15 protein-coding genes are annotated in these 15,458 nt (G+C 69.4%); 7 read left to right on the forward strand and 8 right to left on the reverse strand.

Annotated elements, in window-relative coordinates:
• Nucleotides 1-105: 105 nt before the first annotated feature.
• Nucleotides 106-768 (reverse strand): class I SAM-dependent methyltransferase, encoded by a 663-nt coding sequence (locus D473_RS0103020; protein WP_017607622.1) that lies wholly within the window; start codon nucleotides 766-768, stop codon nucleotides 106-108.
• A gap of 150 nt (nucleotides 769-918) precedes the next feature.
• Between D473_RS0103020 and D473_RS0103025 the strand changes: the two genes are divergently transcribed.
• Both D473_RS0103025 and D473_RS0103030 read left to right on the forward strand, forming a co-directional pair.
• Nucleotides 919-1,197, forward strand: a complete 279-nt coding sequence (locus D473_RS0103025) for a dsRBD fold-containing protein (protein ID WP_017607623.1) — start codon at nucleotides 919-921, stop codon at nucleotides 1,195-1,197.
• A 296-nt stretch (nucleotides 1,198-1,493) separates the two neighbouring features.
• The gene (locus tag D473_RS0103030) at nucleotides 1,494-2,765 is read left to right on the forward strand and encodes an APC family permease (RefSeq protein ID WP_017607624.1); all 1,272 of its coding nucleotides are present in this window, start codon (nucleotides 1,494-1,496) and stop codon (nucleotides 2,763-2,765) included.
• 16 nt (nucleotides 2,766-2,781) lie between these two features.
• Here D473_RS0103030 and D473_RS0103035 read toward each other — a convergent pair whose 3' ends face one another.
• From D473_RS0103035 to D473_RS0103055, 5 genes are all read right to left on the reverse strand, one after another.
• Complete coding sequence (locus D473_RS0103035; RefSeq protein WP_017607625.1) at nucleotides 2,782-3,525, reverse strand: NUDIX hydrolase; 744 nt, start codon at nucleotides 3,523-3,525, stop codon at nucleotides 2,782-2,784.
• Nucleotides 3,526-3,557: 32 nt separating this feature from the next.
• Nucleotides 3,558-4,289: an HAD family hydrolase gene (locus tag D473_RS0103040; RefSeq protein ID WP_017607626.1), complete on the reverse strand. Its 732-nt coding sequence runs from the start codon at nucleotides 4,287-4,289 to the stop codon at nucleotides 3,558-3,560.
• Nucleotides 4,290-4,661: 372 nt separating this feature from the next.
• Nucleotides 4,662-5,609: a VWA domain-containing protein gene (locus tag D473_RS0103045; protein WP_026126546.1), complete on the reverse strand. Its 948-nt coding sequence runs from the start codon at nucleotides 5,607-5,609 to the stop codon at nucleotides 4,662-4,664.
• A 49-nt stretch (nucleotides 5,610-5,658) separates the two neighbouring features.
• Nucleotides 5,659-6,627 (reverse strand): DUF58 domain-containing protein, encoded by a 969-nt coding sequence (locus tag D473_RS0103050; RefSeq protein WP_026126547.1) that lies wholly within the window; start codon nucleotides 6,625-6,627, stop codon nucleotides 5,659-5,661.
• A gap of 5 nt (nucleotides 6,628-6,632) precedes the next feature.
• A complete protein-coding gene (locus tag D473_RS0103055; protein ID WP_017607629.1) occupies nucleotides 6,633-7,694 on the reverse strand; it encodes an AAA family ATPase in 1,062 nt (353 codons plus the stop codon).
• A 157-nt stretch (nucleotides 7,695-7,851) separates the two neighbouring features.
• Here D473_RS0103055 and D473_RS0103060 point away from each other — a divergent pair, with 157 nt between their 5' ends.
• The 5 genes from D473_RS0103060 (at nucleotide 7,852) to D473_RS0103080 (ending at nucleotide 13,883) form a co-directional block, all read left to right on the forward strand.
• The gene (locus D473_RS0103060; RefSeq protein ID WP_026126548.1) at nucleotides 7,852-8,553 is read left to right on the forward strand and encodes a hypothetical protein; all 702 of its coding nucleotides are present in this window, start codon (nucleotides 7,852-7,854) and stop codon (nucleotides 8,551-8,553) included.
• Between the two features lie 398 nt (nucleotides 8,554-8,951).
• A complete protein-coding gene (locus D473_RS0103065; protein ID WP_017607630.1) occupies nucleotides 8,952-9,719 on the forward strand; it encodes a HipA family kinase in 768 nt (255 codons plus the stop codon).
• Entirely contained in the window at nucleotides 9,716-10,153 is a 438-nt protein-coding gene (locus tag D473_RS0103070) for a DUF3037 domain-containing protein (RefSeq protein WP_017607631.1), read from the forward strand. The genes D473_RS0103065 and D473_RS0103070 overlap by 4 nt, the downstream gene beginning before the upstream one ends.
• Nucleotides 10,154-10,386: 233 nt before the next feature.
• Nucleotides 10,387-11,667 (forward strand): multidrug effflux MFS transporter, encoded by a 1,281-nt coding sequence (locus D473_RS0103075; RefSeq protein ID WP_026126549.1) that lies wholly within the window; start codon nucleotides 10,387-10,389, stop codon nucleotides 11,665-11,667.
• 158 nt (nucleotides 11,668-11,825) lie between these two features.
• Entirely contained in the window at nucleotides 11,826-13,883 is a 2,058-nt protein-coding gene (locus tag D473_RS0103080; protein ID WP_017607633.1) for an AMP-binding protein, read from the forward strand.
• A 64-nt stretch (nucleotides 13,884-13,947) separates the two neighbouring features.
• Here D473_RS0103080 and D473_RS0103085 read toward each other — a convergent pair whose 3' ends face one another.
• Nucleotides 13,948-14,610, reverse strand: a complete 663-nt coding sequence (locus tag D473_RS0103085) for a LuxR C-terminal-related transcriptional regulator (protein ID WP_017607634.1) — start codon at nucleotides 14,608-14,610, stop codon at nucleotides 13,948-13,950.
• The coding region (locus tag D473_RS0103090; protein ID WP_017607635.1) for a sensor histidine kinase at nucleotides 14,562-15,458 on the reverse strand (897 nt) is incomplete at its 5' end. The genes D473_RS0103085 and D473_RS0103090, both read right to left, overlap by 49 nt.

Raw genomic sequence — 15,458 nt, forward strand, 5'->3', positions numbered from 1 at the left:
CAGGTGCCGGCGGTGCCGGCGACGAAATTGTGCGAAACAGATTACCGGGCGGGTGGCTGACGTGCATCTATGATGCCGGACACATCAGATGCGATGCCGCCCCGGTCAGGATGTGCCGTGTCGGACGGCCAGTACGCGGTAGCCGGCGCGTGAGGCGGTGCGTTCCACGTGCCAGGCCTGCTCGGTCAGCCACTTGTGCAGGGAGTCCGCACCCAGGTGGCGTTGGACGACCAGGTACGCGGTGCCTTCCTCCGACAGCCGGCCCAGCCAGGTGCGCAGCATCCCGTGCAGCACGGCCTTTCCCACGCGGATGGGCGGGTTGGACCACAAGGCGTCGAAAGGGCCCTGGAGTTCCTCGGCGGTGGGCTCGGGAACGGCCTCGGGCAGCGGGCCCTGCTCCAGGGCGAGCCCGGCCTCGGGGGCCACGACGGCGAAACGCGTGTGGTCGAGCCCGTGCTCAACGGCGTTGTGGCGGGCCAGTGCCACGGCGCGGGCGTTGACGTCCACACCCAGGACCTGGGCCCGCGGAGCCCGGGAGGCCATGGTCAGGGCGATGGGGCCGTAGCCGCAGCCCAGGTCGAGCAGGCGCCCGTCCGCGGGCGGGGCGGGCACGCTCTCCAACAGGACGCGGGTGCCGAGGTCGACCTTTTCGGGGGAGAAGACCCCGCGGTCGGTGTACAGACGCATGTGCACATCGGGCAGGACCAGGTCGGCGGTCGAGGGCCGGCTGGCGCTGTCGGGGTCGGGATCGAAGTAGTGCTGGGCCACGCCGTGACGCTATCAGCAGAAGCCGGTGGAGCACCCCTGGCAAAAACCTCACAGCGGTGCGGAAACGAACTGCCAATAAGGATGGAATGTCCATGATTATGAGGAAGATGGGGGTAAGAGCAGTCCGCTACGCGTGAGGGGGCCGATGCCATGCAGACGATGAAGCGCTGGGATGTCGACGTCGTCGTCGCCGAGGAGAACGAGGGTGAGAGCGCGCACACCTGGGCCGAGGTCGGCATCGTCGCCGACGACGGCACCGCACTGCGCGGGCACGGGATGGCACGCAAGCACCCGTACGACTTCGACGCACCCGAGATCGGTGAGGAACTGGCCGTCTCACGTGCACTGTCCGACCTGTCACGACAGCTCCGTCAGGTCGCAGCCGAGGACATCAACGACAACACCGGCAACCCCTGGCGCCCCACCTGAGCGCGCCGGGTGCGCACACGGCACCGGGAGGGTGCCCCGCCCCAGTGGAGGCGGGGGACCCTCCCACCATGTCCATGGCCTGGACCCACGCCGTCGGCGTCCGACCCCCGACACCTGCAGGACCCGGTGGCAGCACCTGCTGGTCACCGCCATCGGGCACACTCGGAAGACGGACCCGCCACACCCACCCACGGGCACGAGGCACCACACGGCCCCGACCGGCCCGGCCGGAACGGGCGTGAGTGCGTTGCCGCCCCGGAGGCACGCCCCGGGGTTGACCACACAAGGAGACCCCGTTGACCACCTCTTCCGGACCGCAGGCCAGACCGCACCGGAGCCTGGGCACCATCGACGCCGCCGCCATCGGTGCGGGCGCGATGCTCGGTGCCGGGGTGTTCTCGGTGTTCGCACCGGCCGCGGTCGGCGCCGGGGCCTGGCTCCCGGTCGCCATCGCCATCGCCGGACTGGTCGCCTACTGCAACGCCGTCTCCTCGGCGCGGCTCGCCGCCCGCCACCCCGAGTGGGGCGGGGCCTACGTCTACGGCACCGAACGCCTGGGTGAAATGTGGGGATTCCTGGCCGGATGGGCGTTCGTGGTGGGTAAGGTCGCCTCCTGCGCCGCCATGGCCCTGACCTTCGCCCACTACGTGCTGCCCGGCTGGGAGAAACCCGCCGCGGTGGCCGCGGTCGTGGTCATGGCCGCGCTCAACTACCGAGGTATCCGGCGTTCCACACTGGTGGTCAAGATCCTGGTGCTGGCCGTGCTGGCGACCCTGGCGTCGGCCGTGGTCGCCATGCTGTTCAGCGGACGCCTGGCCGCCGTGGCCGAGGTCGAGGGACTGGGACCCTGGCCCGGCTCCTTCGGGCTCCTGGGCTCGGCCGCGCTCATCTTCTTCGCCTTCGCCGGCTACGCACGTGTGGCCACCCTGGGCGCGGAGGTCCGTGAACCGCGCACCACCATCCCCCGCGCCATCAACCTGTCCCTGACCACCGTGCTCGCGGTCTACATGGTCGTGGGTACCGGACTGCTCATCGTGCTCGGTCGGGAGAGCCTCATCACCAGCCAGGCCCCGCTGGTCGACGCCGTCCTCGTCTCGGGCCTGCCCGTGCTGGCACCGGTCATGGTCGCCGGCGCCGCCGCGGCCAGCCTGGGCGCACTGCTGTCACTACTGCTGGGGATCTCACGCACCACCGCCGCCATGGCAGCCGACGGGCACCTGCCCCGCGCCCTGGGAAGGGTGCACGAGCGCTTCGGGGTACCCCACCGCGCCGAGTTCGCCGTGGCAGGGGTGGTCATCGCCCTGGTCCTGGTCGGTGACCTGACCTCGGCCATCGCCTTCTCGGCCTTCGGGGTGCTGGTCTACTACGCCATCACCAACGCCTCGGCGCTGCGCCTGGGCCCGGAGGAGAACCGCCCGCCCCTGATGGCCCCCCTGGGCGGACTCGTGGGCTGTGTGGTGCTGGTCTGCAGCCTGCCCCTGCCCGTGATCGGGCTGGGGGCAGTGCTCCTGGGCAGCGGAATGGGCCTGTGGTGGGTGCGTGACCGCCTCGGCCACCGTCCGAACTGAGGCTGCGCGGCCCCGCTCAGGGGCGGTGGCCGACCAAGAACTCCAGCCCGCGCCGCGCGGTCGTGGACAGGCGCAACTCCGAGAGTTCCTCGGGGGAGAACCACCCGCACTCGCAGGTGGAACCACCGCTCTCCAGCACCTGTGCGGGAACCGGCTCGGGCACGAACACGTGCGAGAACACCCAGACGGCGTAGATGTCGGTCCCGGCCTGCACGGCCCGCCGGTGGCTGGCCACGGTGATCAGTTCACCGACCACGCCCTGCTGCCCGGTCTCCTCCAGTACCTCGCGGCGCAGGGCCGTGCGGGCGTCCTCGCCGTCGTCGACCCCTCCGCCGGGCAGATGCCAGGTGCCGGCCGCAGGAAAACCCTCGGCGATCCGGCTGAGCATGATGCGCCCGGCCGGGTCGGTGACGATGCCGTAGGAAGCGAAACGGCGCAGGCGCGGACGCCCGCTCCCGTCGGCCTCGATCTCCTCCTCGGCGATCAGTTCAGCCGGCCCGGGCAGCAGGTCCGCCGACCCGGCCAGCTCGGCCCAGGCGTGGCGATGGGCGGGCTCGGCGAAGACGATCCGGTCGATGTGCAACCGATGCCCACCCGGACGCGGCACCACTTCGGTGATCACGTCCACCGTGGTCAACGGGGCCTGGTGCGCGAGACCGTTGCGCTCGCGCACCAGCGTGGCCGGGTCCTGGCCGAACAACACACGCTCGCCGCGCAGCTCGGGTCCGTGCGTGCCCGCGGTGATCAGGTGTGCGGTCACCCGCCGCGCCGTCCCCCCGTGGGGGTGGGACGTCACAGTGTCCCCGCGGGGGCGGGGCCGGCGACCCCGAGCATGGAGACCAGCTCATCGAGCGAACCGATGGTGGTCAGGCCCTCGGGCACGGGGCGGCGCAGGCGGTCGATGAGGACCGGGCGCATCCCCGAGGCCACGGCACCCACAGCGTCGGCCGAGACCTGGTCACCCACGTGCCAGCAGTCGGCAGGGTCCACACCCAGGCGCTGGGCGGCGAGCTCGAAGATGCGGGGCTCGGGCTTGCCCGCGCCCGCAGTGTCGGCGCACACCACGGTGTGGAAGTAACCGATCAACTCCAAGCTCTGCAGCTTGGGGTGCTGCAGTTGCTCGGGGCCGTTGGTCACCACGCCCAGGCGGAGACCTGCCGAGCCCAGGGCTTGCAGGGCGGGATGGGCGTCGGGGAAGGCTTGCCAGGAGCTCTGGTGAGTCTCCAGGTAGAGACGGTAGAGCTCGTCGCAGTGGTGGTCGGAGATCTCCGAGTGCCCGGCCTGGACGGCCAGGGCCCGGATCCGTTCCCTGCGCTGTTGGTCCAGGCTCAGCTCTCCGCGCAGAAAAGCACCGAAGGAGACCTCGGTCTGGACGTCCCACAGGGTGCGTGCGGCACCGAAGTCGGGGTGGCCGATCCGCTCCATGACCGCGCGCAGTCCCGCCGAGGACGCGCTCGCGTCGTCGATGAGAGTGTCGTCCAGGTCGAAGCAGATCGCTGCCGGGGGTGCGGGGTTGTTCGGCATCGTTCCTCTATGGATGGGCAGGACAAAACATTGCAACGCTAGTACACAACGCATGCCGGACGCTTCCCGGGTATCCGCCGGAGCAGGCGAAAGCCCTGCTCATCGGTGCCCGATCCGCTTTGTTCCCAGGGAGCGGCCGGGCCGAGGGGCACAGGCCCTGGGCGGCTCGTGGTGAGAATCCTCTCGACGGGCCTTCGCCCCCGACCACGGCCGGACACGGGAGCAGACCGGGGAGGGGCCGCCGGGCCGGTCCGAGTCGGTGTGGTGCTCAGCTCGACGGTGGCACGGGGCGGACGGTGAGGACCTGTTCGGCCCGCACCCGCCTCCCGCGGGGCAGCCTATCCGTGCCGCGACCGTGGTCGGATCTGCTGGTCAGGGCATGCGCTGGAACCACAGCAGCGAGGTCACCGCGGTGCTCAGGAACAACAGGATCGCGGCCACCACAAAACGGGTGACGACCTCCTCGTGCACGACCTCGGTGCCCAGCGACGAGCCGATGTCCTCATAGACCTGGTTGAGCTCCTTCTCGCTCTCGGCCTCGTAGAAGTGCCCGCCGGTGTCCTCGGCCAGCCCCTGCAACGCCTCCTTGTCGATGTCGGCAGGCACCTGGTAGCCATCGATCTCGATCATCGCCGCCCCCGAACCGAAGGCGATCGTGGAGACCGGGACCTCCTCCTCGGCCGCCACCGCCGAGGCCTGCGCGATGTCGCGGCCACTGGTGTTCTCCCCGTCCGAGAGCAACACGATCGCCGACGGCGGAGGATCCTCCTGAGAGTCCTCGTCGAAGCCCCGGATCGACTCCAAGGACGCGAACACCCCCTCACCGATCGCCGTGCCCGGCCCCAGACGCAGGTTCTCGACCGAGGAGAGCACCGCCTGGTGGTCATGGGTGGGGGAGGAGACCACCGTCGCCGTGGAGGAGAAGGACACCAGCCCCACGTTGAACCGTTCGGGCAGCGTGTCCACGAACCCCTGCGCCGACTCCTTGGCCGCGGCCAACCGGTCCGGCTCGATGTCGTTGGCCGCCATCGACAGCGACACGTCCACCGCCACCATGATCGTGGCCCGCTCCCGCGGCTGCTCCACCGGCATCGCCGGCTGGGCCAGCGCCACCACCAGCACCCCAAGCGCCGCCGCGAACAGCGCCGGCGGAACGTGGCGCCGCACGTCGGGCCGGTGCGGGACCACCTGGTCGAGCAGTTCCAGATTGGTGAACCGCACCGTGTACCGACGCCGCTGGCGCTGGGCCAGCACGTAAGCGGCCACCACCGCGACCACGATCAGCAGCCACCACAGCCGCTGGGGTTCGAGAAAGGTCATGACCGGAGCCCCCCGTGCTTCGTTCGGGTCGTGCTCGTCCCACCAGCGGTCACCGCGGCGCCCCCGGGGTGTGCCGGGCCAAATGGTGAGCGGTGCGCCGCTGATGGCGGACAAAACGTGCGATGTCCAGGACCCAGTCCCGGTCGGTGCGCAGCTGCATGTGGTGAACCCCGCAGCGCCGCAGCGCACCACTGACAGCCTCACGCTGGGCCGCGGCCGCCTCCTGGTAGCGCCGCCGCACCGCACGGGTCAGCCGCACGTCGCGCACCCGTCCCGTGCGGGGATCGCGCAACGGTAGGTCCCCCACCTCGGGCAGGTCCAACTCCCGAGGGTCCAGGACCTCCACGACCAACACCTGATGGCGCGAGGACAGCTGCCGCAACGGACGCTCCCACGCCACCTCACCGCCAAAGGCCGGGGTGTCCAGGAAATCGGAGATGACTACCCGCAGCCCCCGCCTGCGCCGCGTGCGCGCCAGGTCGGTGAGCGCCTCGGCCAGTGTGGCCTGCCTGGGGTCGGGCTCGTGCACGTCTCCCGTGGGCGCGGCCGCCACCGTCGCCAGCAACGACAACAGCGCCTCCTTGCCCGAACGGGCCGGCCAGCGCCGGATCGCGCCCCGGTGCAGGAAATGTGCCCCGAACCGGTCGCCCACCCGCTGGGTCAACAGGTTGGCGGCCACCATCGCCCCCACGGCCACTTCGCGCTTGGAACGGGTACCCGTGCCGAAGTCCATGCTCGGCGACAGGTCCAGCAGGGTCCAGCTCTCCAATTCCCGGTCGGCGACCAGATCGCGCACATGAGGAGCGTCGGTGCGTGCGGTCACCGCCCAGTCCATGTTCCGCACGTCGTCCTCACCGGGCTGGTACAGGCGTGCCTCGGCCGCCTCCGAACCCGGGCCCAGCCGCAACCCCAGGTGCTCCCCGTGCAGCAGCCCGTCCAACCGGTGCACGATCTTCAGGTCCAGCCGGCGCAGCGCCGCGCGCAGCCTTGGGTCGGTGCCGACCGCCGGTGGTCTCACGCCGCTCACCTCGATGGTGCGAAGGAGGCGCTCTCCCCGCTGGGTGGCTCGTCCCAGATCACCCGTGGCGCCAACACGGTCGACAAGATGCGTTCGACCACCTGACCGGCGGTGATGCCGTCGGCCAGGGCGTCGAAGGTCAGCACCAGGCGGTGGGCGATCACATCGCGTGCGAGCGTGCGAACGTCGTCGGGAAGGACGTAGTCGCGCCCGCGCAGCAGCGCCAGCGCCCGTGCAGCGGACACCAGACCCAGACTGGCGCGCGGGCTGGCGCCCACCTCCAGCACCTGGCGCAGGTCCGGCATCTGGTGGTTCTCCGGTTCGCGTGTGGCCATGACCAGGCGGACCACGTAGTCGGAGATGAGCTGGTGTACGTGCACTTTCCGGGCGTCGGCCTGCAACTCGTTCAGAGTCACCGGGTCCAGGACCTGGTGGGCGGTGGGCGGTGTGGTCGACATCCGCCGCAGGATCTCCATCTCCTCGTGGGCGCGTGGGTGGCCGACGTCGACCTTCATGAGGAAGCGGTCGCGTTGGGCCTCGGGGAGAGGGTAGACACCCTCGGACTCCACCGGGTTCTGGGTGGCGATGACGATGAAGGGCGAGGGCAGAGGGTAGGTGGTTCCACCCAGGGAGACCTGGCGTTCGGCCATGACCTCCAACAGCGCCGACTGGACCTTGGCCGGTGCCCGGTTGATCTCGTCGGCCAGGACGAAGTTGGCGAAGACGGCCCCCAGCTCGACGTCGAAACGTTCGGTGGAGGGGTGATAGATGCGGGTACCCACGATGTCGGAGGGAACCAGGTCCGGGGTGAACTGCACCCGGGCGAAGGAACCCCCGGTGACCTTGGCCAGGGTCGACACGGCCAGAGTCTTGGCGATGCCCGGAACCCCTTCGATGAGACAGTGTCCCTGGGCGATGAGAGCGATCAGGGACCGCTCCACCATGGACTCCTGGCCCACGATGACCGTGGAGACCTCGTGCAGGGCCGCTCGCAGCAGTCTGGTCGGCTCTCCCGGTGTGCTCTCCGCACCCGAGGAGGGAGCAGCGCCGTTGCCGGTGTCTGCCATGTTCCGCCTTCCCGACCGGGTATCCCGTTTGCGGTGGGACACGAATAGGGTGTGGATCACCCATCTGTGATGGCGACACTACCCGTTCGACCCGATGCGCGAGGGGTGGACAACGCCGGGAGGAGACCGGGCGGGCGAGCGCGAGAGGGGGCGCGAGATGGCCGGTCCCACGTCGGGCCTGAGCGAGACCGACCCGACCCAGTTGGGCGGATACCGCCTGCAGGGACGCCTGGACACCTCCTCGCTCGGAGTGGTCTACCTGGGGCGCGACAACACGGGCGCCGAGGTCGAGGTGGCCGTGCTCAACGCGGGCGCGGGCATCGACCCGGGTGCGCGCCGGCGATTCGTGGACACGGTCAAGGAGGGCACGGACGTGCTCTCGGCACGCACGCGCGGGCGCGCGCCCCTGTGGGTGGCGGTGGAGCGTCAGGAGGAGGGCCCGGGAGCGGGGGAGTACCTGCGCAAGGCCGGCCAGGGTGGTCCGGTGGTGGCTTCGGGCCCGGTGGTGATGCCGCATTGGTCGGGGGAGCGGGTCGGGGCGGTGCGTTGGTCGTCCTGGGGGAGCGGTGGTCGGGGGAGCAGCGCTGCGGCGGGCCCGGGCAACTGGTGGCTCATCCTCGCGCTGGCTGTGCTGTTGTTGGTGCTCTTGTTGATCATCACCCTGCTCTTCTGGTGGATGCTGCAGTTCCCCTCGCCCGAGGAGATGGGCGGCTCCGAGGCGGAATCGGGTCCCTCCGAGGGGGAGCCGAGTCCGTCACCGGGGGAGGAGGGGCAGTCTCAGGAGCCGGGGGTGCCCTCGCACTCGCCCACCCCCGGTGAGGGAGAAGGATGGGGAGACCGTCCGGAGGACAACCTCTAGAGGTTTGTGGAGTGGGGAACCGGAGGCTCTCCTGGAGGCGAGGAGCGCCCTCTGGTCCGAGCGGCTTCCTGGAAGCCGAACTGTTTCATATTTAAATCTACATCGTAAAGGTGCTCGAGCTTTTCTCAAGAAAAGCTCGACAACCTGATCGTGTGCGGCTACGCCGCACACCCCTTCACAGCTCCGCCCCATACGGCTTCGAGACCCCGGTGCAGCCGTGGACCGTGCGGCTAGAACCCGTTCAGGGTCACGTTGTGGCCCTGGCGGCGGGTCGCGCGGTCCGCGCTTGGCCTGTGCTCGCGCGCCCTGCTCCTGGAGGAACTCACGGCACCGGCAGCACGAACACGACCGTGCCGGAGCGCGGCAGTCCCGCGGCAGCAGCAGGTTCCGGTGTGCTTATGCTGGTCGGCGTGCTGAAAAAGGTGATCGCCACGCGGTACGTGTTGCCGCTGCGCGAAGGAGGATCGCTCCCGGGGTTGGTGGAGGCCGACGACCTCGGGACGTACGTGGTCAAGTTCATCGGTGCCGGGCAGGGACGTAAGACGCTCGTGGCCGAGGTCGTCACCGGTGAACTGGGCCGTGCCCTGGGGTTGCCGGTTCCCGAACTGGCGCAAGTGGAGTTCGACGCCGTCATCGCGCGCAGCGAACCCGACCAGGAGGTCCAGGAACTACTCAAGGGCAGCGGAGGGCTGAACCTGGGTATGGACTTCCTGCCCGGGGCCCTGGCTTTCGACCCGCTCTGTTTCGGTGTCGAGCCGGACCTGGCCGGGCGCATCCTGTGGTTCGACGCCCTGGTCGGCAACGTCGACCGGTCCTGGCGCAACCCGAACATGCTCGTCTGGCACGGGGATCCCTACCTGATCGACCACGGTGCGACGCTGATCTTCCACCACAGCTGGGCCAACGCCGACCGGTTCATCACCCGGCCCTACGACGCCGGGGACCATGTGCTGATCGAGGCCTCTCCGGACCTGGAGGCCGCCGACGCGGCTCTGGCCCCGTTGGTCACCGAGGAACTGCTGCGGGACGTGGTGGGGCTGGTTCCCGAGGAGTGGCTGGTCGAGGAGCCGGGGTTCGATTCTGCCGGCCAGGTGCGCGAGGCCTATGTGCGGCATCTGCTTGAGCGGGTCTCCGACCGCCGTTGGCTTCCGGAGGTGGCGCAGTGAGTCAGGTGCAGCGTTACAGCGATGCGGTGACGACCGGCCGGGTCGGTGAGGAACGCGACCGGGTGGTGTTCGAGTACGCGCTGCTGCGTGTGGTGCCCTGCCTGGAACGGGGCGAGTGTGTCAACGCCGGGATCATCGTCTACGCGCAGGAGCAGGCGTTCCTGGCGGCGCGGTGGGATCTGGACGAGGCTCGTTTGTCGGCTCTGGCCCCGGAGGTGGACGTGGAGGGTGTGCGCCGCTCCCTGGAGTCGGTGGCGGTGATGTGCCGTGGTGGCGCCCAGGCGGGTGCGGCCGGGCGTGAGCGTCCCGGGCAGCGGTTCCGGTGGCTGACGGCTCCGCGGAGCACGATCGTGCAGCCGGGGCCGATCCACGGCGGGTTGACCGAGGATCCGGAGATCGAGGTGGAGCGGTTGTTGGAGCGGTTGGTGCGCTGAGGGCTCCGGTCGGGGTGTTCGTGGCGGCGGGTGCGTGGTGCCCGCCGCCACGGTCGTGTCGGGGTGGTGCCGTGGGGTGTTTCGTCCGGGTAACGGAGTTCACACTTTTTCCGTGTGGAACGGGCAGTAATTCCGGTGTGCGGGGTGTTGGTATGGAGTGGTACTCGTCGGTGGATGCGCTCCCAGAGGGTGTGTGTGCCGGCTTTTTCTCCTCCTTGTGAACTGGAGTGCCTGTGCGGTCCCCGAACTCCCCCGACTCGGTCGCCGAAGAGCCGGAGGGGCCCGATTCCTCTGCCGCTCGTCCGAGAACGCGCCGGTCGGTCGTGCTCCTGGTGTTGGTGCTGGGTCTGCTGACCGCGACCGGTCCGCTGGCCACCGACATGTATCTTCCTGCGTTCCCGCAGATCACCGAGGATCTGGGGACGGTCGAGGCGCAGGTGCAGTTGACGTTGACCTCGATGATGCTGGGTTTGTCGCTGGGACAGCTGATCATCGGGCCGATGAGTGATGCGCTGGGTCGGCGGCGCCCGTTGCTGGTGGGTATCGCCGTGTTCACGGTGACCTCGGTGCTGTGTGTGTTCGTTCCGAACGTGACGGTGTTCGTCGTGTTGCGGTTCATCCAGGGGATGGCTGGTGCGGCCGGTGCGGTCATCGCCCGTGCGGTGGTGCGTGACCTGTTCCGTGGGGACGAGGCGGTGCGGTTCTTCTCGCGGTTGGCGTTGGTGATGATGTTGGCGCCGCTGTTGGCGCCGTTGCTGGGTGCGCAGCTGTTGCTGGTGGGGCCTTGGCAGTTGAGTTTCTGGGTGCTGGCGGCCATGGCGGCGCTGAGCTTCGTGGTGACGCTGTTGTGGTTGCCGGAGTCGTTGCCGGTGGTCGAGCGGGTGCGGCGTGGTCCGCGTGAGCTGGCTGTGACAGTGGGACGTCTGGTGCGTCAGCCGCGGTTCATGAGTCCGGTGCTGACACTGGGGTTGAGCTTCGGGATGCTGTTCACGTACGTGTCGGCGTTCTCGTTCGTGTCCCAGCAGGAGTTCGGTGCTTCGCCGCAGACGTATGCGTGGCTGTTCGCGGTGAACTCGTTGGCGATGATGGCCGGTACGCAGTTCAACGGGTTGTTGGTGGGTCGGGTAGAGACCTTGCGTCGGTTGGGTTCGGGGTTGTCCCTGGCTCTGTCGGCGGTGGTGGCGCTGATGGTGTTGTCGTTGCTGGGGGCGGCCACGCTGTGGTCGGCCGTGGGGTTGTTGGCGGTGATGATGTTCAGTGTCGGTTTCATCATGCCGAACGCGACGGTGACGGCTCTGGACGGGCAGCCGGTGGCGGTTGCGGGTACGGCCTCGGCGTTGATGGGGTCGTTGCAGTTCGCGATGGGTGGCGGTGTTGCGGCGTTGGCCGGTCTGACCTCCACGGGTGAGGCGTCGTTGGTGAGTATGTCCGTGGTGATGGCCGGTGCTGCGTCGTTGTCGGGGGCGGCGTATGTGTGGCTGTTGCGTGCCAAGCGGACGGCGTTGGCCGGATGAGTGGTGTGCCCGGGGAGTTGTGCCTGTGTATGGGCGTTGTGGGTGCTGGGGTCCGGGTTGCCGTGGTGTGGTGGTTGCGGGCACAGTAGGGCCGACTTCCCCGATGTGGGCGGGTTCGGTCCGGGCCCGCTCCCCGACGTGGCAGAGGAATGAGTGGTATGGGCGAAGCTAGTGTCACCCCTGGGACTGGGGCTCGGCGGCTGTCCGGGTTGGGCGAGCTGGTCTATGAGGTGGCGACCGCTGATGCTCATGCGGAGACGTGGTCGGTACCGGATGGCGAGAGCGGTGAGTGGGAGCGGGTGACCGCGGGGGCCTTCGCCACGGACGTGAGCGGTGTGGCCAAGGGGCTGGTGGCTGCCGGTGTGGGTGAGGGCGACCGGGTGCTGCTGGTGGCCGACAACCACCACGACTGGGTGCGGGTGGCCTTTGCGGTGTGGACGGTGCGTGCGGTTCTGGTGCCGTTGCCGTCGGTGGCCTCGGTCGAGCGGGTGGCGCACGTGGTGCGCAGTACACGTCCGGCGGCCGCGGTGGTCGAGGGCGGGCGTGTGCACCGTGCGGTTGCGGGGTTGCAGCGTGAGTTGCCGGACCTGGGGCGTGTGTGGCGGTTGAGTCCGGGGTTGCCGGAGTTGGTGTCGCTGGGGGCGTACATGGACGCCTCCGCGGTGCGGTTCCGGCGTGAGGTGGCTTCGCCGGAGGACGCGGCGGTGATCGCGTTCCCGATGAGTACGGTTTCCACGAGCATGCGCGGTGCGGTGCTCACACACGGTGCGCTGTTGGCGGCCGGTGCCGATGTGGTGGACCGGATGTGGCCGCGGTTGTCGGAGTTGGAGCCGGGGGCGGCGAGCACGCTGCTGGAGCAGCCGTTGTCGCAGATGCCGGGGCTGGCCTCGTTGGTGGCGTGTGTGGTGGGCCGTGTACGGGTGGGGTTGTGCGCCCCGGGTGCGCTGCGGACCTTGCTGGCGGCGTTCCGTCCCACGGTGGTGGTGTGCGCTTCCTCGTTGCTGTGGTCGGTGTATGAGGACCAGCGCAGTGCTGCCAAGCTGGCGGGCTGGGACTCCTTGGGTACTTTCAACGCTTCGGTGGATGCGGCGGTGCAGTTCGATCGCTCACCGAAGAAGGGTGCGTGGCGCCGGTTGTCGCGGTCGATGTATGACTGGTCGTTCTCGAAGGTGCGTGAGGTCTTCGGGGGCCGGGTGCATCTGGTGGTGTGCTGGGGCGGCGATCTGTCGGAGAAGTTGGATGCGTTCTTCTCCGGGGTGGGGATCCCGGTGATGCAGGTGTTGGGGTGCGCGGAGACGGCGGGGGTCTTCGCGGCGAACGGTCCCGGTGATCGGGTGGCTGGTTCGGTGGGGCGTGCTCTGCCCGGGCGTGATGTGTGGGTCTCGCGTGAGGGTGAGGCCTTCGTGCGTGGTGGTGCGGTCTTCTCCGGTTACTGGGGCGATGCCCAGGGGGCGCGGTCGGCCTTCCGTGAGGGGTGGTTGGCCACGGGGGTGGCGGCCGAGGTCGATGGTGAGGGGCTCGTATGGGCCCAGGGCCGGGTGCGGGCGCAGTCGGCTGTGGCCGAGGTGCCGGGGCGGTTCGTGGCCGGTGCGGTGGAGGTGGGCCCCGGTGCGGGTGGGCCGGCGCAGTCGGGGGCTGCTCCTGCGGTGGGTGAGCAGGGGGAGGGCCGGCTGTCCGGTGGTGGCGGTGCTCCGGTGGAGCGGGGCCGTGCGGAGGAGTCCGTTCGGGGTGGTCCCGATGGTGATGGTGCGGCGACGATGGAGTTGCCGGTGATGGCCGAGCCCGAGGGTGGGGGCGGTCCTGGTCCGGTGGAGCCGACGGATGCGGAGTTGGTGGCCGGTTTGGAGGCGCGTTTGCGTGCGCATCCGTTGGTGAGTCAGGTGATGGTGATCCTGGAGGGGCGGCCGTTCGCGAGTGCGTTGGTGACGCTGGTGCGTGATCAGTTGGAGTACTGGCGTTTGGTGAACGGTCGGCCGTTGTCGATGACTGCGGAGGAGGTCGCGGGGGACCGGGATCTGTTGCGTGAGGTGCAGGGGTTGGTCTATGAGGCCAATCGGAATGTGCCTCGGCGGTTGGCGGTGCGGTCCTTCCATGTGTTGGCGGAGGAGTTCACGGTGCAGTCGGGGTTGGTGTTGGCCTCGGGTGAGGTGCGGCGTGAGGCGGTTCTGCGGGCTTTCTCGGAGGAGATCGAGGGGTTGTATCGCTCGCGGCCGTAGGGGTCGTTGGTGTGGGGTGTCCTCGTCCGGTGGGGCGGTGGCGCCCCTTTTTTTGTGGGTGGGTTCAGGTGGGGGTGTTGTCGGTGCCGTTGAGGTAGGCGAGGACGGCCAGGACGCGTCGGCTGTCGTCGGTGGAGGGGGCGAGGTCGAGTTTGGTGAAGATGTTGTTGATGTGCTTGCTGACGGCTTTGTCGGTGATGTAGAGGCGTTGGGCGATGGCGGTGTTGGAGCGGCCCTCGGCCATTTCGGCGAGGACTTCGCGTTCGCGGGGGGTGAGTTGGGCCAGGGGGGCGCTCTGGTCCTGGGGGGCGAGGAGCTGGGAGATGACGGCGGGGTCCATGGCGGTGCCGCCGTCGGCGACGCGGCGGACGGATTCGATGAATTGGCCGATGTCGAAGAGGCGGTCCTTGAGGAGGTAGCCGACGGCGCCGGCGTCGTCGGAGAGGAGTTCGCGGGCGTAGAGCGGTTCGACGTGCTGGGAGAGCACGAGGATGGGCAGGCCGGGGATCTGGGTGCGGGCGGCTATGGCGGCTTGGAGTCCTTCGTCGGTGAAGGTGGGGGGCAGGCGTACGTCGACGACGGCGACGTCGGGGCGGTGGCGCAGGAGTGCGGCGTGGAGGTCGGGGCCGTTGTCGACGGCGGCCACGACGGTGCAGTCGTGGGCTTGCAGGAGGCGGATCAGGCCGTCCTTGAGGAGGGCCAGGTCTTCTGCGATGACAACGCGCACGGGATCTCCAGGGTGATGATGGTGGGTCCGCCGGGTGGGCTGGTGATGTTCATCGTGCCATCGAAGGCGTCGATGCGTCGGGCGATGCCGGCCAGGCCGCTGGCGGGGGTGGTGGTGGCGCCGCCGTGGCCGTTGTCGGTGACGGTGGTGACGAGGCGGTTGCGGCCGTGGTTGATGTGGACCCAGGCGTGGGTGGGGTCTGCGTGTTTGGCGGCGTTGGTGAGGAGTTCGGCGATGGCGAAGTAGGTGGCGGATTCGACGGGGTCGGTGGGGCGTCCGTCGAGGTCGATGGTGACGGTGATGGGGAGTTGGTGGGTCAGGGCCAGGGCGTGGACGGCGCCGTGGAGTCCGCGTTCGACGAGGACGGGTGGGTGGATGCCGCGGACGAGGTCGCGGAGTTCGGTGAGGGCTTGGCGGGTGGTTTCGCGGGCTTCGGTGAGCATGGTGTGGGCGGTGTGGGGGTCGTGGGTGATGATTTGTTCTGCCATGCCGAGGTTCATGCCGAGGGCGACGAGGCGGGCTTGGGCGCCGTCGTGGAGGTCGCGTTCGATGCGGCGGATTTCGGCGGCTTGGGTGTCGATGGTGTTGGCGCGGCTGGTGGCCAGGTGTTGGACGCGGGCGGTGAGGCGGGTTTTGGCGGTGGGGATGAGGAGGAGGTGGTTGAGGCGGGTGTAGAGGGTGAGGCTGGGGTGGGTGAGGCGGTGGGCGAGGTAGAGGAGGGTGGCGGCGAGGGTGAGGAGGAGGATTCGGGTGGGGAGTGTGTGGGGGTTGGGCAGGTCGTAGATGTGGTGGGGGTTGGGGGTGAGGGCGGTGGTGGCTTGGTAGAGGGCGTGGGTGGTGAGGGTGGG

The sequence above is a fragment of the Nocardiopsis xinjiangensis YIM 90004 genome, assembly GCF_000341145.1.
Lineage (GTDB): Bacteria > Actinomycetota > Actinomycetes > Streptosporangiales > Streptosporangiaceae > Nocardiopsis > Nocardiopsis xinjiangensis.